This window comes from Achromobacter mucicolens, assembly GCF_902859725.1.
Lineage (GTDB): Bacteria > Pseudomonadota > Gammaproteobacteria > Burkholderiales > Burkholderiaceae_B > Achromobacter > Achromobacter mucicolens.
Window position 1 is genome coordinate 19,700 of sequence record NZ_CADIJP010000011.1, and the last position, 17,228, is coordinate 36,927.

Below are 17,228 nucleotides of genomic sequence, written 5' to 3' on the forward strand. Positions count from 1 at the left end.
GAGTGTCAGGTGCGCGGCGCGGCGTTGGCGCCCCGGGCCTTGATGGCCTTGATGACTTTTTCGTAGGTCTTGTATTCGTTGGCCTGGAACGCGGCGAATTCCTGCGGGCTGGAGCCCACCGGGATGAAGGACAGCGCCTCGAGCTTTGCCTTGACGGCCGGGTTCTGCAGCGCCTGCTGCGTGGCGGCGTAAACCTTGTCGATGACTGCCTGCGGCGTGCCCGCGGGCGCCCATATGCCGTACCAGCTGGGCATGTCGAAGCCGGCGTAGCCCGCCTCGGCCACGGTGGGAATATCGGGAATCGCCGCGACGCGCTGGCTGCTGGTCACGGCCAACGCGCGCAGCTTGCCGTCCTTGACGTGCGGGTAGGCCGAGGCCATGGGCTCAGTCATGGCCGTGACCTGGCCGCCCATCAGATCGACGAGCGCCGGGCCGCCGCCGCGGTAGGGAATCACTTCCATCTTCACGCCGGCCTGTTCGTTGACCAGTTCGCAGGCCAGATGGCCGGCCGCGCCGTAGGCCGCGATGGCCCATGTCAGTTCGCCCGGATTGGCCTTGGCGCCGGCCACCAGATCCTTGAGGGTCTGATACGGACTGTCCTTGCGCACCAGCACGAGCTGGGGCTGGGCGCCGATCTCGGTGATGGGGGCGAAGTCTTTGAGCGCGTCGTAGGTGACGGTATCCAGCAGCAGGGGGTTGGCCACCTGCAACGACGCGTTCAACAGCAGCGTGTAGCCGTCCGGCTCGGCCTGCTTGACGTAGCGGGCGCCCAGCACGCTGCTGGCGCCCGGCTTGTTCTCGATGATGACGGGCTGGCCCAGCGCGTCCTGCAGCGCCTGGCCCAGCGTGCGTGCGACCGTATCCACCGATCCGCCGGGCGGAAACGGCACCACCATGCGGATCGGCTGCGTGGGCCATGCGGACGCCGCCTGCGCGGTGGGCCACATCGGCAGGACCGCTGCTGCGGCCATCGCGGCCAGCGCGGTGCGCAGGACGCGCCGCCTCGCTGGCCGAGGCGCCAGTTTTCGTTCGTTCATGTCTCTTCCTTTGGCAGGTTGGCCTGGCTCGAGCGGCTCAGGTCCGAATGGCGAAGGGGTCTCGGACCGCTTCGGAAAAATCGATCATGACGTTGCGCGTGACCAGGAACTCGCGCAGACCGGCTTCACCGCGCTCGCGGCCAATGCCCGACTGCTTGAAGCCGCCGAACGGCGCCTGGGCGGCGATGGCGCGGTAGGTGTTGATCCACACCGAACCCGCGCGCATCGCCCGCGACACCCGCATCGCGCGGTTCAGGTCGCGCGTCCAGAGGCCGGCTGCCAGGCCATATCGCGTGCCGTTGGCGATCTCGATGGCCTCTTGCTCGGTATCGAAGGCAATGACGGCCAGCACCGGCCCGAAGATTTCCTCCTGCGCCAGTTCGCTGCTGTTGTCCACACCCGAGAAAATGGTCGGCTCGATGAAATAGCCGCGTTCAAGGCCCGGCCCCTCGGCTCGCCTGCCGCCGCATGCCAGCTTGGCGCCGGAGCCTTGCGCGCGATCGATGGTGGCCAGGATGCGTTCAAATTGCGGCCGGTTGGCGACGGTGCCCATTTCGGTGGCCGTATCCAGCGGATTGCCCAATCTGATCTTGCGCGCCCGTTCGACCAGTGGCGGCAGGACGCGGTCCATCACGCTGCGCTGCACCAGCAGCCGCGAGCCGGCCACGCAGGTCTGGCCCGTCGCGCCGAAGATGCCAGCGAGTGCGCCCACGATGGCCTTGTCCAGGTCGGCGTCCTCGAAGATGATGTTCGGCGATTTGCCGCCCAATTCCAGCTTGACCGGCGTCAGGCGGCGGCCGGCCATCGAGGCGATCTCGGCGCCCACGCCCGGGCTGCCGGTAAAGCTGATGAGCGCGACGCCGGGGTGGTCCACCAACGCACGGCCGGTTTCGGCGCCGCCGGTGACCACGTTGAAGACGCCATCTGGGAACCCGGCCGCCTGCACCAGGCTGGCAAACTCCAGCGTTGAGGCCGACGCGTGTTCGCTGGGCTTGACCACCACGCAGTTGCCGGCGGCCAGCGCGGGCGCCAGCTTGTTGGCCAGCAGGGCCAGGGGCGAATTCCAGGCAGTGATCAACGCCGCCACGCCGTAGGGTTCCAGGCTCAGGTAGTCCAGCGTGTCGGGCTGGTCCAGCGGAATCTGCTGGCCATAAAGCTTGTCGGCATAGCCGGCGTAGTAGCGTAGCTGCCGCCCCACCCACACCATCTGGGGCCGGGTCTCGCGGATGATCTTGCCGTTGTCGGTGGATTCGATGCGCGCCATCCGGTCGGCGTTCTGTTCGATCAGTTCGGCAAGGCGCAGCATGCACTGCGCGCGTTTGATGCCGGGCGTGTGACGCCAGGTTGTCTCGAAGGCGTGCTCGGCGGCCTTGACGGCGCGGTCGACGTCCTGGGCACACGCATCGGGGATTTCGGCCCACGCTTGGCCGGTATACGGGTTGTGGGCGGCGATCATGCGTCCCTGCGCGGGCGGGACGCTCTGACCATTGATGAACAAGCCATAACGCTGCATGGGCGCGGTCTCCAGTTGGCATGGCGGATTGTTGTTGTGCAGCGGAGGCGGCCCTGCCGGGGCTTGCCGCTACGTGCCATGCGCAAAGTCTGGGGCCGCGCCCTGCGCGCGTCCAATACGGAATCACGAATTCTGTGATAGCGATACGCGACGTGAGCGCCGCGCTGCGGTGCGGGATGGATAGGCCCCAAAAAGGGGGGAGGGCCTACCCGCCCGTCTTCCTGTCCTTCCGGTGCGAGCGGAACAGAAGATGCGTTGACGCCAGGTGAAAGCGCACCGCGATCTGCGCGCATTCGGGGTCGCGCGCGCGGATCGCGGCGATGATCTGGCGGTGGTGTTCCACGCTGCGCAGCATGTCTTCGCGGCCGTAGAAATAGAACGAGCCGATGATGATCGGCATGTCCAGCAGGTTCTCGACCAGGGAGCGCACGCGTGCGGACTGCGCGGCCTCGAGCAGGGCGTGGTGGAACAGGTTGTTGTAGTGCTGGACCTGGGCGACGTGGTCGGGCGCGCCGGAGTTGACCGCGTCGAGCATGCACTGGTTGATGCGTTCCAGCTCGGCGATCTGCTCGGGCGTGGCGCGCTCGGCGGCGGTCTTGGCGGCGTAGGGTTCGAGCAGCATGCGCAGCTCGAAGGCTTCGTCGATGTCGCGGTCCTGCCAGCCCAGCACGACCGCGCCGCGCCGGCCTTCGCGGGTGACCAGGCCGTCCGCGATCAGGCGTTCGATCGCGTTGCGCACGGGCGTTCGGCTGACCGAGAGCTGGGTGGCGATGTGTTCCTCGCGCAGCGGCTCGCCGGGCAGGAACGATCCGGCCATCAGGCGGCGGCGCAATTCGCCGTAGACGTAATCACTGGCGCTCGACATGAGGAGGCTGGCTCTTCCCGGTTTTCAAAGCTGCGACTATACCAACGGCGGACGCTACACCTTCACCCCGTGCTCGGCCAGACGCGCCAGAAAGCGCGGCCAGACCTCGGGGTTTAGCAGGCGAGCGGGCTTGCGTCCGGCCAGCATGTCGATGATCTGCGTGGCCGAGCCCTGCGCCACCTTGCGGCGGCCTTCGTGCGTGACGCCGCCCGTGTGAAACGCGGCGGCCACGTCGCGGCGTTGCAAAAGGCCGCTGCGCGGCGGGGGCGGCTCCACCTGCCAGACGTCCAGGCCCGCGCCGGCAAGATGGCCGGACTCAAGCGCGGCAAGCAGCGCGTCCTCGTCATGAATGCCGCCGCGCGCGGTGGAGACGAACAGCGCGCCGCGTTTCATCCGGCGCAGCGCGGCCGCGCCGAACATTCCGCGCGTAACGGCGTTCAGCGGGCAGTGCAGGCTGACGATGTCGGCCTGTTCCAGCAGCGCATCAAAGCTGACAGGCGCGGCGCCGCGTTCGGCGATCTGCGCGTCGGCCAGCAGCGGATCGTAGGCAATGACCTTCAACCCGAATCCCGCCGCGATACGGGCGACGCGGCGCCCGATCTCGCCGATGCCGACAATGCCGATCGCGCGGCCTTCGATCTCGCGGCCCATCAGCGCCTCGCGGCTGACAGCGGTGCCCGCCCTGAGCGCGGCTTCCGACTCGCCCAACCGCTTGACCAGCGACAACAGCAGGGCGAAGGTCATCTCGGCCACCGACGCGGCGTTGGCGCCGGCCTGGTTCACCACGGCCACGCCCGCGCGGGTGCAGGCGGCCACGTCGACCGTGTCGTAACCGGCGCCGCCGGACGATACGCACAGCAGCTGGGGGCACTGGGCCAAAAGGTCGGCGGACACCTGCCACCGCGCGGGGACTTCGTCCTTGGCCGCGCTGACGTGGTAGGCGTGGGCGCCGGCCAAGCCGGCCGCGGTCACCGCGTCACCTTGCGCCGGCAGCACGCGCAGGTCCAGCGTGGCGTCCCGCGCGATCGCCTCGTCAAATGCGGGATCGATCCACAGATCCAGGCGCACGACGCGCAGATCGGGCGTGCTGACTGCCGCATCGCGCATGGCTAGACTCCCGTGCAACCCAGCGAGCGCAGGCGGGCGTCGATCCACGACGTGTCGAGCGTGCCCGCGGCAATATCGGCCAGCATCTTGGTTTCCACGTCGTGCTTTGCCGCTGCCGCTTGATAGATGGCTTCGGCCTGTTCGTACGGCACCGCGAGCAGTCCGTCGTCGTCACCCAGGATCAGGTCGCCCGGCGCGATGGTCATGCCGTCCAGCGCGACAACGCAGTTGATCTCGCCCGGTCCGTCCTTGTACGGCCCGCGGTGGGTGACGCCCGCCGCATAGACGGGGAAGGCGCTGCGGCGGATGGTGCCGCAGTCGCGGATGGCGCCATTGATGATGATGCCCGCGATGCCGCGCGACTCGGCATAGGTGGTCATGATCTCGCCGATGATCGCGTTGGTCAGGTCGCCGCCGGCATCGACCACGATGACGTCGCCCGGCTGCGCCAGGCTGAGCGCCTTGTGCACCAGCAGGTTGTCGCCGGGACGTGTGCGCACCGTAAGGGCGGGGCCGGCCAGCGGAGTGCCGTCGTGCATGGGACGCAGGCGAGCGCCGCCGGCCGTCATGCGCGACATGCAGTCGCTGACGTTGGCCACCGGCACCTGCCGGAATTTCTCGACGAGTTCTTTGCTGACCGCGCGCTGGCGGGCGTGGATTTCAAAACCTGTCATCTCTGCTCCTGATCGCTGGATGGATACGTGTGGGGCTTACTGCTTCGGAATGCCGGCTTCTTGCACGACCTTGCCGAAGGCGTCGTGATCGGCGCGGTGGCGGCGCGCCAGGTCCTCGGGCGAGCCCTTCAGGACGCTGTAGCCGGCCTCTTCAAGCTTCTTGATCAATTCGGGGTTGGATTGCACCTTCTGCATTTCGGTGTTCAGCGCGGCGACGACGTCGTCGGGCGTCTTGCCCGGCGCCATCAGGCCCCACCAGATCGATTGGTTGATGGTCGGAAAGCCGCTTTCCGGGAAGGTGGGCACGTCCGGCAGGGCGGGCGAACGCTCATTGGCGACCACGCCCAGCGCGCGCACCTTGCCGCCGCGGATCTGCGGCAGCAGCGACGCCACCGAGCCGACGTACATGTCGATCCGGCCGCTGGCCAGATCGGGGAAGGCCTGGCTCCAGCCACGGTAGGGCACGTGCATCAGTTCCATCTTGGCCGCCTTGCGCCACAGATAGCCGGTCAGGTCACCGGTGCCGCCGATGCCGGGGATACCCAGCGAAACCAGGTTGGGCTTGGCCTGGGCGGCCTTCACGACGTCGCCGAGCGACTTGAAGGGCGAGTCGGGCAGCACGACGAAGACGCTGGGCGAAGAGGCCACGGGGCCCACCGGCTTGAAGTCCTTGAAGGTGTCGTAGCTGAGCTTGCTGTAGAGCCACGGGTTCAGCACGATGTTGTCGGTCTGCACCATGACGAGCGTGTGGCCGTCCGGGCGGGCGCGGGCCGTGGCGTCCAGCGCCAGGTTGCCGCCGGCGCCGGGCTTGTTCTCGACCACGATGTTCCAGCCGGCGTCCTGGCTGATCGCGCTGCCGATCATGCGCGTCAGCGTGTCGGTGCCGCCGCCGGGCGGGAAGGGCGAGATCAGGGTGATCGGCGCCGAGCCCAGGTCGGCGGCCTGCGCCGCGGCGCAGCCCAGCACCAGGGATGCGGCCAGCAGTTTCTTGAACAGTTTCATTGTCTTCCTCACTAAGTGTTATTGCGGATTCGGTCCGCGCTCTGGGGCGCGGTGGGGTGTCAGGACTGGCGGGCCAGCGTGGTCAGCCAGGCAAGGCGCGCCTGGACCGTGTCGGCGGCCGGGGGCTCACCGTTCGCGCGCGCGGCCTCGATGCCGCGGGCGGACCGGGCAAAGAGCGCCTCCACGCCATTGAGCGCCAACGGCTCCAGGCCCGCTTCATGCAACTGGTCGCGCGCTTCGCGCACCTCGGCCAGGCGGCGCGGCGCATGCAGCACGTGCGAGCGCACGAACGAATCCATGAACGCCGTCAGCGGCGTGCGGTCGATGTCGGCCAGCACTTCGTACAGCGAGTCGCGCAGGCCCATGCGTTCGGCCGCCACCAGGCATTCGACCGCCAGGCTTTCCATGCCCTTGGTCATGATGCTGCGCAGGAGCTTCAGGCGCACCGCATCGCCGGGCTTTCCTTCGATGATCCGGACCGTCGCGCCCGCGCTTTCGCCCAGCTCCGTTACAACCGCCGCGCCATCGCCGGCGCACAGCAGCGGCGTCTTTTCGCCAAGCAGGGCGATGGCGCCCATGATGGCGACGTCCATGAAAGCAATGCCGTGCGCGGCAGCCGCGGCGGCGGCTTTCTGCATGTCGGGAGCGCTGGCGGTGGTGAAGTCAGCGTAAACCGCATCGGCGCGCATATGCGGTAGCGCCTGGGCCGCGACCTCGGCGGCGTTGTAGCCGTACACGGCGGAAACAACGACGTCGGCTTCCGCGAGCCACGCGCCCGGTTCGGCATGCAAGGCTGCCGCGGCGGCCTTTGCGCGGTCCGCCATGTCGGCGTCCGAACGCAGGTCGCAGATGCCGACGATGCGATGTCCGGCGGCCGTCCAGGCGCGGGCGTAGCAATGTCCGACTTCGCCGCATCCAATGAGTGCAATTTTCATCTTGGAAAACACATAAAAAAAACAATATGTGTTTATAGACCGGCTGCTTTCGCATAGAAAGGGTGGGTTTGCCCTAGGTTTTGTTTAATTAAAGTACATAAAAAAAACAATAAGAGCTAAAAGACGCATCACAAGCGGCGTCCGGAAGGTTGATGCCGGGCAGCGGCGCAAGCGCTGCCCGGCATCAGGCGCCTACTTTTTCGTGCCCGCTTCTTCCTGAAAGGCGCGTGTCTGCCGGGCCAGGCTTGCCCTCCATTCCTCGCCCGGCTGAAAGGCCAGCACGGCGGCATCGCGTCCCGATGCCGCCAGAAAGGCAGGATCCTTCAGCGTGTCTTGAAGCGCCTGCTCCAGCTGGTCGCGGATGGCGTCCGGCAAGGTCGCCGGGCCGCCCATGCCGCGCTCGGACGAATATCGCAGCGTCACCCCGAATTCCGTCGCGGTGGGAATGGTGTTGTGGCGCTTGTCGCTGGCGATGGCGATGGCCTCGAAGGGGCCTTTAGGGTCAACCAGTTCCGGCACTTCGCTCACGGTGATCAAGCCGTAGTCGATGTGATCGCCCAGGATCCCCAGACGGATATCGCCGCCGCCCTTGAACGGCACGCTCGTGCCCCGCACGTTCTGGCTGCGCTCCATGTCCATCAGGGCCAGATGTCCGGTCGTGCCGTCGCCGCTGTGCCCGAAGGACAGCGATTCGGGCGACTGCTTCAGCTTTGCGACGAGTGCCGGCAGGTCGTCCGGGGCTTTCGAGCCGCGCCGCTTGATGAAGAGCAGCGGGTCGTCGACCAGACGGGCGATGAGCCGGATGTCCTCGGGCTTGTACTTCGCGCCCTTGCTGACCGGCAGATACACGAAGCCAGGGGCGTTGATCATGCCCAGCGTGTAGCCGTCCGGCTTGGCGGCGGCAACGTAGCGCACCGCAATTTCTCCGCCCGCGCCCGGCTTGTTGATGACGATGATCCGCGCCTTGTCGCCCAGGCGCTTCTCCATGTGCTGGGCCACCAGCCGCGCCATGACGTCCGTGCCGCCGCCGGGCGCGAATCCCACCACCAGTTCGATCGGACGATCGTCGGGCCACGCGGCATGCGCCACGCTGGCCGCCAGGGCCAGCGCCCCGGCCACGAGAATCCGTTGAAATGCAGTTGCCTTCATGCCTGTCTCCTTGATGGGCTGTCGTGCGCTTTTGCGCGTCAATTGACCTGGATGCCTGCGGACTGGATGAGCTGGCGGTAGCGGTCCAGTTCCTCTGCCCAGAAGGCCGTGAATGCCGCAGGCGTGCTTTGGTGCAATTCGGCACCCATTGCGATCAGCCGTTGCGAATAGGCGGGATCGGTCATCACGGCGTTCAAAGCGCTGCTCAGCTTGTCCACAATGGGCGCGGGCGTGCCGGCCGGCGCCGCCAGGCCGAACCACGTCGTCAGTTGCATGCCCGCCATGCCCAGTTCCTCGAACGTCGGCACGTCGGGAATGGCCTTGAGCCGGGCGTCGGCGGCAACGGCCAACGCGCGGACGCGCTGGCTCTGGATGTGCCCGATCGCGCCGTTGTCGAACATGTAGTCGAGCCGCCCGCCCATCAGGTCCGTCAAGGCAGGGTTGTTGCCCTTGTAGGGCACATGCGTGACCTCGATCTTGTTGATCGTGCGGAAGAGTTGGCCGGACAGATGCCCCGAGTTGCCGGTGCCGCCAGAGCCGTAGGTCAGTTTGCCGGGCTGCTTGCGTGCCGCGGCGATGATGTCGGTCGGACGCTTGAACGGCGAGTTCTCGGAGACGATGAGCACGCTGGGCACCAGCGCGACTTCACCGATCGGCGTGAAGTCCTTGATCGGGTCGAAATGCACCTTGGCGTATAGATTGGGCGCCGAGACGTTGGCCGAGCTGCTGGCCAGCAGTAGGGTGTAGCCGTCCGGCGCGGCGCGGGCGAATTGGGTGGTCGCGATGGTGCCGGAAGCGCCCGCCACGTTTTCGACCACGACCGTCGCATTCAGACGCCTGCCCAAGGCATCGCCCAGCGAGCGGCCGATCGTGTCCGCCGAGCCGCCCGCGGGCCAGGGCACGATGAGGCGTATCGGTTTATCCGGATACGGCGCGGCCGCCATGACGGCCGCGCTGAACGCAAATGCGAGGGCGCCGCACGCCCAACGCTTGATTGGAAAGCGCATGTCTGTCTCCTTGTTGAACCCTCCCTCTTGCTCGACGGCGTTTCGGGGAGGTGTGAAAAGGCGCCGCGATCAATCTGTACGAGCCTTGGCGGCCTCCTTGGGAAGATGCGCAAGGACGAGGGAAAGCAGCAGGTCCTGCGAATGGTTGAAAAAGTGATCCGCGCCGGGGACGACGATGATCGGATGGGAGGTCGGCCGCGTCCACGCCAGCAGCGGCTGCAAGGGCGCCTGCGTGTCCGATTCGCCATGGATCAGCACTACGCCGGCGGGCAAGGAAGGCGTGTCGTAGACCCGGTCGCCCTCGACGGCGCCAACCGGCAGCCCGGCCAGGATGGCGGCTTCAGGCGCGGCGTCCTGGTCGGTTAGCGCGCGAATCGCGAGGGCCAGGGCATACGCGCCAAATGAAAAGCCAATCAGCGCCAGCGGCGTATTGGGGGCCTCGGCACGCACGGCATGCACGACGGCGAGAATGTCTTCGGATTCGCCCAGGCCATGGTCATACACGCCGGCGCTGGCGCCCACGCCCCGAAAACTAGGCCGTATCGCGATCCATCCCGCATCCCGGACGCCGTGCGCCAGTCTGTGCGGGATCTTGTGGCGAGGCGTGCCGCCCAACAGCGGTTGCGGATGGGTGACGATGGCCACCCCAATGTGCGGCGTGGCGGGGCGGTCGATCAGCAACTCCAACGGACCGGCCGGACCGGGGATCAGCCGTGTTTCCGTACTTGCGCCGGCGGGGAGTTTGGTATCAAACAGGTGGGGCATGTCGGCCAGAAAGCGCTGTCAGGTGCCCCAGATTAATCCGTTATGAAAAAGCCGAATAAATAGAATTTCGTGATGGAATTCATCACGGCGGGAGATGACGCGGTCGGCGCGCGGGGGCTACTTGGCCAACCAGCGGGCGGACGGCCAGCGTGCATTGCGCACCGCTTCGCGCGCGCATTGGATCAGCTCGTTCATGACGCAATGCACGGAATTGGCGATGGGACGGGTGGCGGGTTGCGCCAGCACGATGCGCCGCACCAGCAACGGATCCACGACCGGGGCAGCGGCCAGGATTGCGCGATCCACGTCGTCGGCCACGGCGATCGAGGGCAGGATGGTGTAGCCGTGGCCGTCCAGCACCAGGCGCTTCTGCACGCTCATCGCATTTGTCTCGGCCACGATGTGAAGCTCGGTCTCTTGCGTGCGCGCGGCCTGCTCGACTAGCGATCGCAGCCCATGCGGCGCGCCCGGCAACACCAGGGGCCGCCCGATGATGTCGGCCATGCGGACAGGCGTGCGGGTGTCGAGTCCGCTGTCCGGCGGGCCCACGAACCACAGGCTCTCTTCCAGCAAGGTGCGGAATTTCAGTGCGGGATTCGGCTTGGAGTCGTACAGCAGCGCGATGTCCACGTCGCCGGTTTCCAGCCACGACTGCAGGTGCCCGGCGTACCCCGCCGTAAACCGCAAGCGGATGCCGGGATAGTGGGCCGCCCCGGCAGACAGCAGCGCGCTGGACAGCATGTCGGCCGTGCTGGGCAAGAGGCCCACGGTGACGATGCCGCCCACCGTGCCGCTGGACGGCCGGATCTCGGCGCGAGCGCGGTCCAGCTCGTTCAAGGCGCGCCGCGCGTAGTCCTCCAGCGTCTTGCCGGCGTCGGTCAGTTCCATGCCGAGGCGGCCGCGGGTGAAGAGCGGCGTGCCGATATCGTCTTCCAGCAGCTTCAATTGCCGTGAAACCGCCGGCTGCACGATGTTCAGCAGGCGGGCGGCGCTGGTCACGCTGCCCGTTTCGGCCACGGTCACGAATGCCTTGAGTTGCTTCAGGTCCATTGGCGCTCCGGGTATGCGGATGAGTGATTAAATCCATCAGCAAATTCTATTTAGTTGGCAATTCTATAGCGATATAAGATGGATCGCAGCACTTCAGCCACAGGGAAACCCACCATGACTTCAACGACCACCGAGGCGCCCGCCTGGCAACAAGCCGTGTTCGACGCGCTGAAAGCCGGCGGCATCCGCCAGATCGCCTACGTCCCCGACGCGGGCCATGCCTACGCGATCCGGCAGGCGCAGCAGGATCCGGACATCAACGACGTGGTCCTGACCACGGAAGAAGAGGGAGTCGCGGTCGTCAGCGGCGCCTGGCTGGGCGGCCAGCGCGCCGCGCTACTGATGCAGAGCAGCGGGGTGGGCAACTGCGTGAACATGTTCTCGCTGCTGCGCAGTTGCAACTTCCCGTTCCTGACGCTGGTGACGATGCGCGGCGAATACGCCGAGTTCAATCCGTGGCAAGGGCCGATGGGCCGGACCACGCAGCAGGCGCTGGAATTGATGGGCATCACGGTGCTGCGGGCATCCGACCCCGACGAGGTGGGAGAGATCGTTGGCGCAGCGCTGGATTCGGCGTTTCTCGCGGGCGAACAGGTGGCCGTGCTGCTGTCGCAGACCTTGATCGGACGTAAGAAGTGGGAGCGCAACTGATGTCGACGAACCTGAATCCACAAGGCGCCGTCGAGCGTCGCGCCTTCGTGTCGCAACTGATCGCCGCCACGCCCGATGCGCTCGTCATCTCGGGGCTGGGATCGCCGTCCTACGACGTGTTCGCCGCGGGCGACCGCGACCATAACTTCTATCTATGGGGCGCGATGGGCGGAGCGGCGGCCCTGGGGCTCGGATTGGCGCTGGCGCAACCCGAGCGCGCGGTGCTCGTCATCACCGGCGACGGCGAACAGTTGATGGGCGTGGGCACCTTGGGCACCATCGGTGCCAAGCAGCCCCCAAACCTGACCATCCTGGTGCTGGATAACGGGCATTTTGGCGAGACCGGCATGCAGCGCAGCCACACCAGCCTGGGCACGGACCTCGTGGCGGTGGCGCGCGGGTTCGGCATCCGGGAGGCGTTCAGCGTCCGCGAAACCGGCCAGGCGGGGGAAGTCGCCGAGCGCGTGCGGGCGCGGCGCGGCGTTACGTTCGTGCAGGCGTTCATCAGCCCCGACGAGCCGCCCCGCGCGCTACCGCCCCGCGACGGCGTGCACGTGAAGAACCGGTTTCGAGCCGCGCTTGGCCTGCAGCCGTTCTGACTGCGGGCGCTTGGTTGAATGCCACCTCGGCGCCGCTCGCGGCGCCGGGGCTCCTCTGATCTGGTGCGGGTCACAACCTGCAATGTTTCGCTCGCGGCCCGGCGTTATCGTCTGAAGATGCGTGACGCGCCTGCCCGCTTGGCTGGAACACCAGAAAGAGGCACACCATGACGTACTCGAGCTACCACAAGAAGGACATCTTCGGCCGTCCCCTGCATGCCGAAACCCAGATGATGTCCTATGGCTACGATCCCTATCTGTCCGAGGGGGCGGTCAAGCCGCCGGTGTTTCTGACGTCCACGTTTGCGTTCCGCACGGCCGAGGACGGCGCGGCGTTCTTTGACCTGGTGTCGGGCCGCAAGCCCTTGCCGCAGGGCGAGACAGCGGGGCTGGTGTATAGCCGGTTCAATCACCCGAACCTGGAGATCGTGGAGGACCGGCTGTCGCTGCTGGACGGCTCGCAGGACGCGGCGGTCACGTCCAGCGGCATGTCCGCGATCAGCGCGGTGTTGATGGCCTTTCTGCGGCCTGGCGACCAGTTGGTGCAGTCGGTGCCGCTCTATGGCGGCACCGAGACGCTGATCGGCAAGATCTTTCCGGAGTGGGGCATTGGTTCGCATCCGGTCGCGGACGGGTTGTCGCCGCGCAGCATGCGCATGGCGCTGGAAGCGGCTGCCGAGAAGGGTCCGGTCAAGCTTTTTTATGTCGAGACGCCCGCCAATCCGACCAATGCGCTGTTCGACTTCGAGGCAATGAAGAACGAGCTGGATGCGTTCGAAACGCGGCATGGTTACCGGCCGATATCGGTATGCGACAACACGCTGCTGGGGCCCATCTTTCAGAAGCCGGCGGAACACGGGGTGGACCTGTCGGTGTACTCACTGACCAAGTATGTCGGCGGCCACAGCGATCTGGTGGCGGGGGCGGTCACCGGCAGCAAGGCGCTCATCAAGAAGGTGCGCGCCATCCGCAGCGCCTTCGGCTCGCAACTGGACCCGCATTCGTGCTGGATGATCACGCGGTCGATGGAAACGGTGGTGCTCCGCATGAAGCAGGCGGCGCGCACGGCGACGCGCGTCGCGCAGTGGCTGGCGGAAAATCCGTACGAAAAGGTGCAGGTGTTCCACCCTGAACTGATTGCGGATCGCGCCTATCAGGAGGTCTACAAGCGCCAGTGCACCGGACCGGGTTCGACCTTCGCCTTCGTGCTGGAAGGCGGCCGCGAGCGCGCGTTCCGGTTCATCAATGCCCTGCATCTGTTCCGCTCGGCCGTGAGCCTGGGCGGCACGGAAACGCTGGTGTGCCACCCCGCATCGACGACGCATTCCGGCGTGCCCGCCGAGGAGCGCGATGCGGCGGGGGTGTCCGAAGGGCTGATCCGGGTGTCGATCGGCCTGGAACACGAGGAAGACCTGATCGCTGACCTGGATCACGCGTTCCGCAACAGCTGAGCGGTGCGGGCCGGGCGGTGTGCAGACGTTGCGGCCGGGCCGGCGCACTTTCAGCCCGGTTGCGCTGTCCGCCGGGCGCGGTTCAGCAGCACGAACGCGGCCGTGCCCAGCAGCATGATCGTGGCGGTGGCGATCACCGCGGCGTAGCCGGTCTCGAAGGCGCTTCGGGCCAGCGAGGTCAGCGTCGCCGCCAAGTCCGCGGGCAGGCTGTCGGCCACGATGAGCGCTTCGTCCAGGCTGTCGCGCGCCGCGCCGGTGGCCGTCACGCCCGCGGGCACGGAAAGCGACTGCGCGTAGACGCCAGACAGGATCGAGCCCATCAAGGTCACGCCCAGCGCGCCGCCCAGCTCGTAAGACACTTCCTCGATCGACGCGGCCATGCCGGCGCGCTCGGGGGTGGCGCTTTGCATGATGGTGCTGGAGGCAGCCGTCATGGTGGCGCCGATGCCAAGGCCCAGCACGCACAGGCTGATCATCTGCGGCATCACGGCCCCGTCGTAGGTCAGCAGATAGCCGCCCATGCCCAGGCCCGACACCAGCAGCGCCAGGAACAGCAGGCGCCGGCTGCCGATGCGGCCTAGCAGCAGGCCGGCCAGCGGCCCGGCCACAAACGCGGCCAGCGGCAGCGGCAGGATGAAGAGCGCGGACTGGATGGGCGACATGCCCAGCACCAGTTGCAGCCGCTGGCTGAACACGAGTTCCATGCCCAATAGTGCCGCTGCGGCAAACAGCGCCGCCGCGACGGCAGAGCTGAAGGATGCATTGCGGAAGATCGCGAAGTCGATCAGCGGGTAGGGACGACGCCGCTGCCGCCGCACAAAGATGGCGAGCATGGTGGCGCCTGCCGCGCAAGCCAGCATGGCGTGCAGCCAGGACGGCGACGCGCGGCCCAGCTCCTTGAGCGCGTAGGCGCACAGGACCATGCCCGCCATCACTTGCAGCGAGCCGGCCAGATCCCAGGGGCGCGACGCGTCCGGTCGGCTGGCGGGAATGAAGCGCCACGCCAGCGGCAGCGCCAGCAGCACGATGGGCACATTGATGAGAAACACGGAACCCCACCAGAAATGCTCCAGCAGCAGGCCTCCCACGACGGGCCCCAGCGCCGCGCCGCCCGAGGCGACCGACGCCCAGACGCCGATCGCGACGGCGCGCTCGCGCTCGTCGGCAAACGCAAGCCGAAGGATGGACAGCGTGGCGGGCATCATCATCGCCGCACCCACGCCCAGCAACGCGCGCGCGGCAATCAGGACGATTGCGCCGGGCGAGTAGGCGGCCGCCAGGGATGCCGCGCCGAACACGGCCAGCCCCATCATGAAAAGGCGCTTGTGCCCAAGCCGGTCGCCCAGAGTGCCCATGCCCAGCAGCAGGCCCGACACGACAAGCGCGTAGACGTTCACGATCCACAGCTTGGCGGAGGCCGTGACGCCCAGTTCGTGGGTGAGCCGGGGCAGGGCGGTGTACAGGACCGTCATGTCCACGACGATCAGCAGCAAGGCGCTGGACACGATGGCCAGCACGAGCCAGCGGCCGGGGGCGGCCGCGGCGACAGCGTTCGAATGAATCCGCTGCATGGTTCTACTCCTTATTGAAAACCATGATCCCGGCGCGGCGGGCGCGCTCGGGATCACGGATCGCATTATCCATCTAGATATTGGCCATAAAAAGTTGGATTCCATCGATAAAATAGATGGCTAAACAGGAGCAGCCCATGCAGTGGACGTTGGATCAATTACGGCAATTCGTGGCGTCCGCGGAAGCGGGTTCGTTTTCGGCGGCGGGGCGGCGCATCGGGCGCGCGCAGTCGGCGGTCAGCACGGCGGTGGGGCTGCTGGAGGCGGATCTTGGGGTGGGACTGTTCGATCGGTCGGGCCGCAACGCGGTGCTGACGCCGGCCGGCGAGGTGATGCTGCTGGAGGCCAAGGAACTGCTGCGCCAGGCCGGCGGGTTGTCGCAGCGGGCGCTGGCGTTTGCTGGCGGACAAGAGGCGCGCCTGTCCATTGCGCTGGATGAAGCCTTGCCTTATCTGGTGCTGGGCGCGCTGGTCGTGGAACTGGCCGAACGGTTTCCCGCGCTGGAACTGACGCAACTGAACGGCACCGCGACCGAGGTCGCCGATTACGTACGCCAGGGCCGGGCAAGCATCGCGTTCCACTTCGACCGGGGCGATCCCGGCAGTGACTTCGCGCACCAATCCCTGGGCAACGTGGCGCAAGGGATCTTCGTGGCGTCCGGCCATCCACTGGCCGGCCTGCCGCAGGTGTCGCGCGAGGATCTGGCGCGTCACCGCCAGCTGGTCATGCAGATGGAAGGCGTGGAGGACATGGTGCTGAGCCCGACGGTCTGGCGCACCGACAGCTTCTACAGCATTGCGGGCATGGTGGCCGACGGGCTGGGTTTTGCGATCCTGCCCCTGAACATTGCGGAGTACGAGAGTTTTCGCACGACGCTCAGGCCGGTGCCCTGCGCGGAACTGGCGTTGCCCATGCTGTCGGTGCGCACGCTATGGATGCAGGGGGCGGTGCTCAACGAGACCGAGCGCTGGCTGCAGCACCGCATGGAGCAATTGCTGCGCGCCGGATAGCGGGACGTAAAGGGCTTCAGCTCAGCAGCGCGGCGACGAGGTCGCTGCCGGCCTGCTTGTCCCCGCTGAAGTCCAGCGCGGTCAGCACGTGCTCCAGGTGTTCGTCCATCAGGGCGCAGGCCCGCTCGGCGTCGCCGGCACGCGCCGCCTCGATGAAGGCGTGATGCTCGCGCGACGAGCAGTGGGCGTCGTGCGAGGTCTGATACAGCACGGTGATCACCGCGCTGCGCGCCGACAGTTCGCGCAGCATGCCGGTCAGTACGGAATTGCCGACGGCTTCGGCAAGCAGGATGTGGAAATGGCTGAGCAGGCGGTTGCGCGTCTGCACGTCGCCGCTGTCGAGCGCGCGGCGTTCCTCGGCCAGGTGGTCGTCGATGCGTTTGTAATCCTCAGGTCCGGCGCGCGCCACGAACTCGCGGGCCAGCGCGGCCTCCAGGATGCGGCGCACCGCATAGACCTCGCGCGCCTCGTTCGCATCCGGCTTGCTGACGAAGGCGCCCTTGTCCGGCACGATGTTGATGAGCTTGTCCTTGGACAGCATCAGAAGCGCGGCGCGGATCTTGGTGCGGCTGACCTTGTAGACCCGGGCCAGGGCCTCTTCGCGCAACCGGGTGCCGGGCGGAAGCTTGTGCGCCACGATGGCGGCGGACACTTCCCTTGCGATGTCGTCGGCGCTGGGGTCTGGCTGGACGTCCTGGATCATGAGGCGCGGCAGGGGCTGCCGGTGTGGAAAATCGTCGGGCAGCCAGTCTAACAAAAGGCAGGCGCGGCGGTGGACATTTCTTGCATGCAAAATCTGTCCGCACGCCGCGCCGGCTGCCGGGCCCAAACGGGCGCCAACC

General features: G+C 67.1%; 17 protein-coding genes. 4 read left to right on the forward strand and 13 right to left on the reverse strand.

What is annotated here, in order from left to right:
* Positions 1 to 5: 5 nt before the first annotated feature.
* The 11 genes from HV786_RS15450 to HV786_RS15500 all read right to left on the reverse strand — a co-directional run bounded on the left by HV786_RS15450 (position 6) and on the right by HV786_RS15500 (position 11,104).
* Positions 6 to 1,037 carry a Bug family tripartite tricarboxylate transporter substrate binding protein gene (locus HV786_RS15450; RefSeq protein WP_254599483.1) on the reverse strand — a complete coding sequence of 344 codons (1,032 nt, stop codon included), beginning with the start codon at positions 1,035 to 1,037 and terminating at the stop codon, positions 6 to 8.
* Between the two features lie 37 nt (positions 1,038 to 1,074).
* Positions 1,075 to 2,550: an aldehyde dehydrogenase gene (locus HV786_RS15455; protein WP_128827162.1), complete on the reverse strand. Its 1,476-nt coding sequence runs from the start codon at positions 2,548 to 2,550 to the stop codon at positions 1,075 to 1,077.
* A 205-nt stretch (positions 2,551 to 2,755) separates the two neighbouring features.
* Positions 2,756 to 3,415 (reverse strand): GntR family transcriptional regulator, encoded by a 660-nt coding sequence (locus tag HV786_RS15460; RefSeq protein ID WP_128827161.1) that lies wholly within the window; start codon positions 3,413 to 3,415, stop codon positions 2,756 to 2,758.
* Between the two features lie 54 nt (positions 3,416 to 3,469).
* Positions 3,470 to 4,522: an NAD(P)-dependent oxidoreductase gene (locus HV786_RS15465; protein WP_175211202.1), complete on the reverse strand. Its 1,053-nt coding sequence runs from the start codon at positions 4,520 to 4,522 to the stop codon at positions 3,470 to 3,472.
* Between the two features lie 2 nt (positions 4,523 to 4,524).
* Positions 4,525 to 5,196 carry an RraA family protein gene (locus HV786_RS15470; RefSeq protein ID WP_056318150.1) on the reverse strand — a complete coding sequence of 224 codons (672 nt, stop codon included), beginning with the start codon at positions 5,194 to 5,196 and terminating at the stop codon, positions 4,525 to 4,527.
* A gap of 36 nt (positions 5,197 to 5,232) precedes the next feature.
* Positions 5,233 to 6,198, reverse strand: a complete 966-nt coding sequence (locus HV786_RS15475; RefSeq protein WP_175211204.1) for a Bug family tripartite tricarboxylate transporter substrate binding protein — start codon at positions 6,196 to 6,198, stop codon at positions 5,233 to 5,235.
* 59 nt (positions 6,199 to 6,257) lie between these two features.
* Complete coding sequence (locus tag HV786_RS15480) at positions 6,258 to 7,133, reverse strand: NAD(P)-dependent oxidoreductase (RefSeq protein ID WP_175211205.1); 876 nt, start codon at positions 7,131 to 7,133, stop codon at positions 6,258 to 6,260.
* Between the two features lie 192 nt (positions 7,134 to 7,325).
* Positions 7,326 to 8,282 (reverse strand): tripartite tricarboxylate transporter substrate binding protein, encoded by a 957-nt coding sequence (locus HV786_RS15485; protein ID WP_128829141.1) that lies wholly within the window; start codon positions 8,280 to 8,282, stop codon positions 7,326 to 7,328.
* 38 nt (positions 8,283 to 8,320) lie between these two features.
* On the reverse strand, positions 8,321 to 9,289 hold the full coding sequence (locus HV786_RS15490) for a Bug family tripartite tricarboxylate transporter substrate binding protein (protein WP_128829142.1): 969 nt from the start codon (positions 9,287 to 9,289) through the stop codon (positions 8,321 to 8,323).
* Positions 9,290 to 9,358: 69 nt separating this feature from the next.
* Positions 9,359 to 10,054: an alpha/beta hydrolase gene (locus tag HV786_RS15495; RefSeq protein ID WP_252870273.1), complete on the reverse strand. Its 696-nt coding sequence runs from the start codon at positions 10,052 to 10,054 to the stop codon at positions 9,359 to 9,361.
* A gap of 117 nt (positions 10,055 to 10,171) precedes the next feature.
* Positions 10,172 to 11,104 carry a LysR family transcriptional regulator gene (locus tag HV786_RS15500; protein WP_128829143.1) on the reverse strand — a complete coding sequence of 311 codons (933 nt, stop codon included), beginning with the start codon at positions 11,102 to 11,104 and terminating at the stop codon, positions 10,172 to 10,174.
* 114 nt (positions 11,105 to 11,218) lie between these two features.
* Between HV786_RS15500 and HV786_RS15505 the strand changes: the two genes are divergently transcribed.
* From HV786_RS15505 to HV786_RS15515, 3 genes are all read left to right on the forward strand, one after another.
* Positions 11,219 to 11,755, forward strand: a complete 537-nt coding sequence (locus tag HV786_RS15505) for a thiamine pyrophosphate-binding protein (RefSeq protein ID WP_128829144.1) — start codon at positions 11,219 to 11,221, stop codon at positions 11,753 to 11,755.
* Complete coding sequence (locus HV786_RS15510; RefSeq protein ID WP_128829145.1) at positions 11,755 to 12,354, forward strand: thiamine pyrophosphate-dependent enzyme; 600 nt, start codon at positions 11,755 to 11,757, stop codon at positions 12,352 to 12,354. Before HV786_RS15505 ends, HV786_RS15510 begins: the two co-directional genes overlap by 1 nt.
* A gap of 167 nt (positions 12,355 to 12,521) precedes the next feature.
* Positions 12,522 to 13,805, forward strand: a complete 1,284-nt coding sequence (locus HV786_RS15515; protein ID WP_128829146.1) for a cystathionine gamma-synthase family protein — start codon at positions 12,522 to 12,524, stop codon at positions 13,803 to 13,805.
* A gap of 50 nt (positions 13,806 to 13,855) precedes the next feature.
* Here the strand turns inward: HV786_RS15515 and HV786_RS15520 are convergent, their stop codons facing one another.
* Positions 13,856 to 15,376, reverse strand: coding sequence for an MFS transporter (locus HV786_RS15520; RefSeq protein WP_128829147.1), 1,521 nt, complete (start codon positions 15,374 to 15,376; stop codon positions 13,856 to 13,858).
* A 137-nt stretch (positions 15,377 to 15,513) separates the two neighbouring features.
* Between HV786_RS15520 and HV786_RS15525 the strand changes: the two genes are divergently transcribed.
* The gene (locus tag HV786_RS15525) at positions 15,514 to 16,386 is read left to right on the forward strand and encodes a LysR family transcriptional regulator (RefSeq protein ID WP_128829148.1); all 873 of its coding nucleotides are present in this window, start codon (positions 15,514 to 15,516) and stop codon (positions 16,384 to 16,386) included.
* Between the two features lie 16 nt (positions 16,387 to 16,402).
* Here HV786_RS15525 and HV786_RS15530 read toward each other — a convergent pair whose 3' ends face one another.
* Positions 16,403 to 17,089, reverse strand: coding sequence for a GntR family transcriptional regulator (locus HV786_RS15530; RefSeq protein WP_128829149.1), 687 nt, complete (start codon positions 17,087 to 17,089; stop codon positions 16,403 to 16,405).
* Positions 17,090 to 17,228: the final 139 nt, after the last annotated feature.

Bases quoted from the DNA above. Each gene is read 5' to 3' on its own strand.
- HV786_RS15450 (WP_254599483.1), bottom strand. From the start codon at position 1,037: ATGAACGAACGAAAACTGGCGCCTCGGCCAGCGAGGCGGCGCGTCCTG.
- HV786_RS15455 (WP_128827162.1), bottom strand. From the start codon at position 2,550: ATGCAGCGTTATGGCTTGTTCATCAATGGTCAGAGCGTCCCGCCCGCG.
- HV786_RS15460 (WP_128827161.1), bottom strand. From the start codon at position 3,415: ATGTCGAGCGCCAGTGATTACGTCTACGGCGAATTGCGCCGCCGCCTG.
- HV786_RS15465 (WP_175211202.1), bottom strand. From the start codon at position 4,522: ATGCGCGATGCGGCAGTCAGCACGCCCGATCTGCGCGTCGTGCGCCTG.
- HV786_RS15470 (WP_056318150.1), bottom strand. From the start codon at position 5,196: ATGACAGGTTTTGAAATCCACGCCCGCCAGCGCGCGGTCAGCAAAGAA.
- HV786_RS15475 (WP_175211204.1), bottom strand. From the start codon at position 6,198: ATGAAACTGTTCAAGAAACTGCTGGCCGCATCCCTGGTGCTGGGCTGC.
- HV786_RS15480 (WP_175211205.1), bottom strand. From the start codon at position 7,133: ATGAAAATTGCACTCATTGGATGCGGCGAAGTCGGACATTGCTACGCC.
- HV786_RS15485 (WP_128829141.1), bottom strand. From the start codon at position 8,282: ATGAAGGCAACTGCATTTCAACGGATTCTCGTGGCCGGGGCGCTGGCC.
- HV786_RS15490 (WP_128829142.1), bottom strand. From the start codon at position 9,289: ATGCGCTTTCCAATCAAGCGTTGGGCGTGCGGCGCCCTCGCATTTGCG.
- HV786_RS15495 (WP_252870273.1), bottom strand. From the start codon at position 10,054: ATGCCCCACCTGTTTGATACCAAACTCCCCGCCGGCGCAAGTACGGAA.
- HV786_RS15500 (WP_128829143.1), bottom strand. From the start codon at position 11,104: ATGGACCTGAAGCAACTCAAGGCATTCGTGACCGTGGCCGAAACGGGC.
- HV786_RS15505 (WP_128829144.1), top strand. From the start codon at position 11,219: ATGACTTCAACGACCACCGAGGCGCCCGCCTGGCAACAAGCCGTGTTC.
- HV786_RS15510 (WP_128829145.1), top strand. From the start codon at position 11,755: ATGTCGACGAACCTGAATCCACAAGGCGCCGTCGAGCGTCGCGCCTTC.
- HV786_RS15515 (WP_128829146.1), top strand. From the start codon at position 12,522: ATGACGTACTCGAGCTACCACAAGAAGGACATCTTCGGCCGTCCCCTG.
- HV786_RS15520 (WP_128829147.1), bottom strand. From the start codon at position 15,376: ATGCAGCGGATTCATTCGAACGCTGTCGCCGCGGCCGCCCCCGGCCGC.
- HV786_RS15525 (WP_128829148.1), top strand. From the start codon at position 15,514: ATGCAGTGGACGTTGGATCAATTACGGCAATTCGTGGCGTCCGCGGAA.
- HV786_RS15530 (WP_128829149.1), bottom strand. From the start codon at position 17,089: ATGATCCAGGACGTCCAGCCAGACCCCAGCGCCGACGACATCGCAAGG.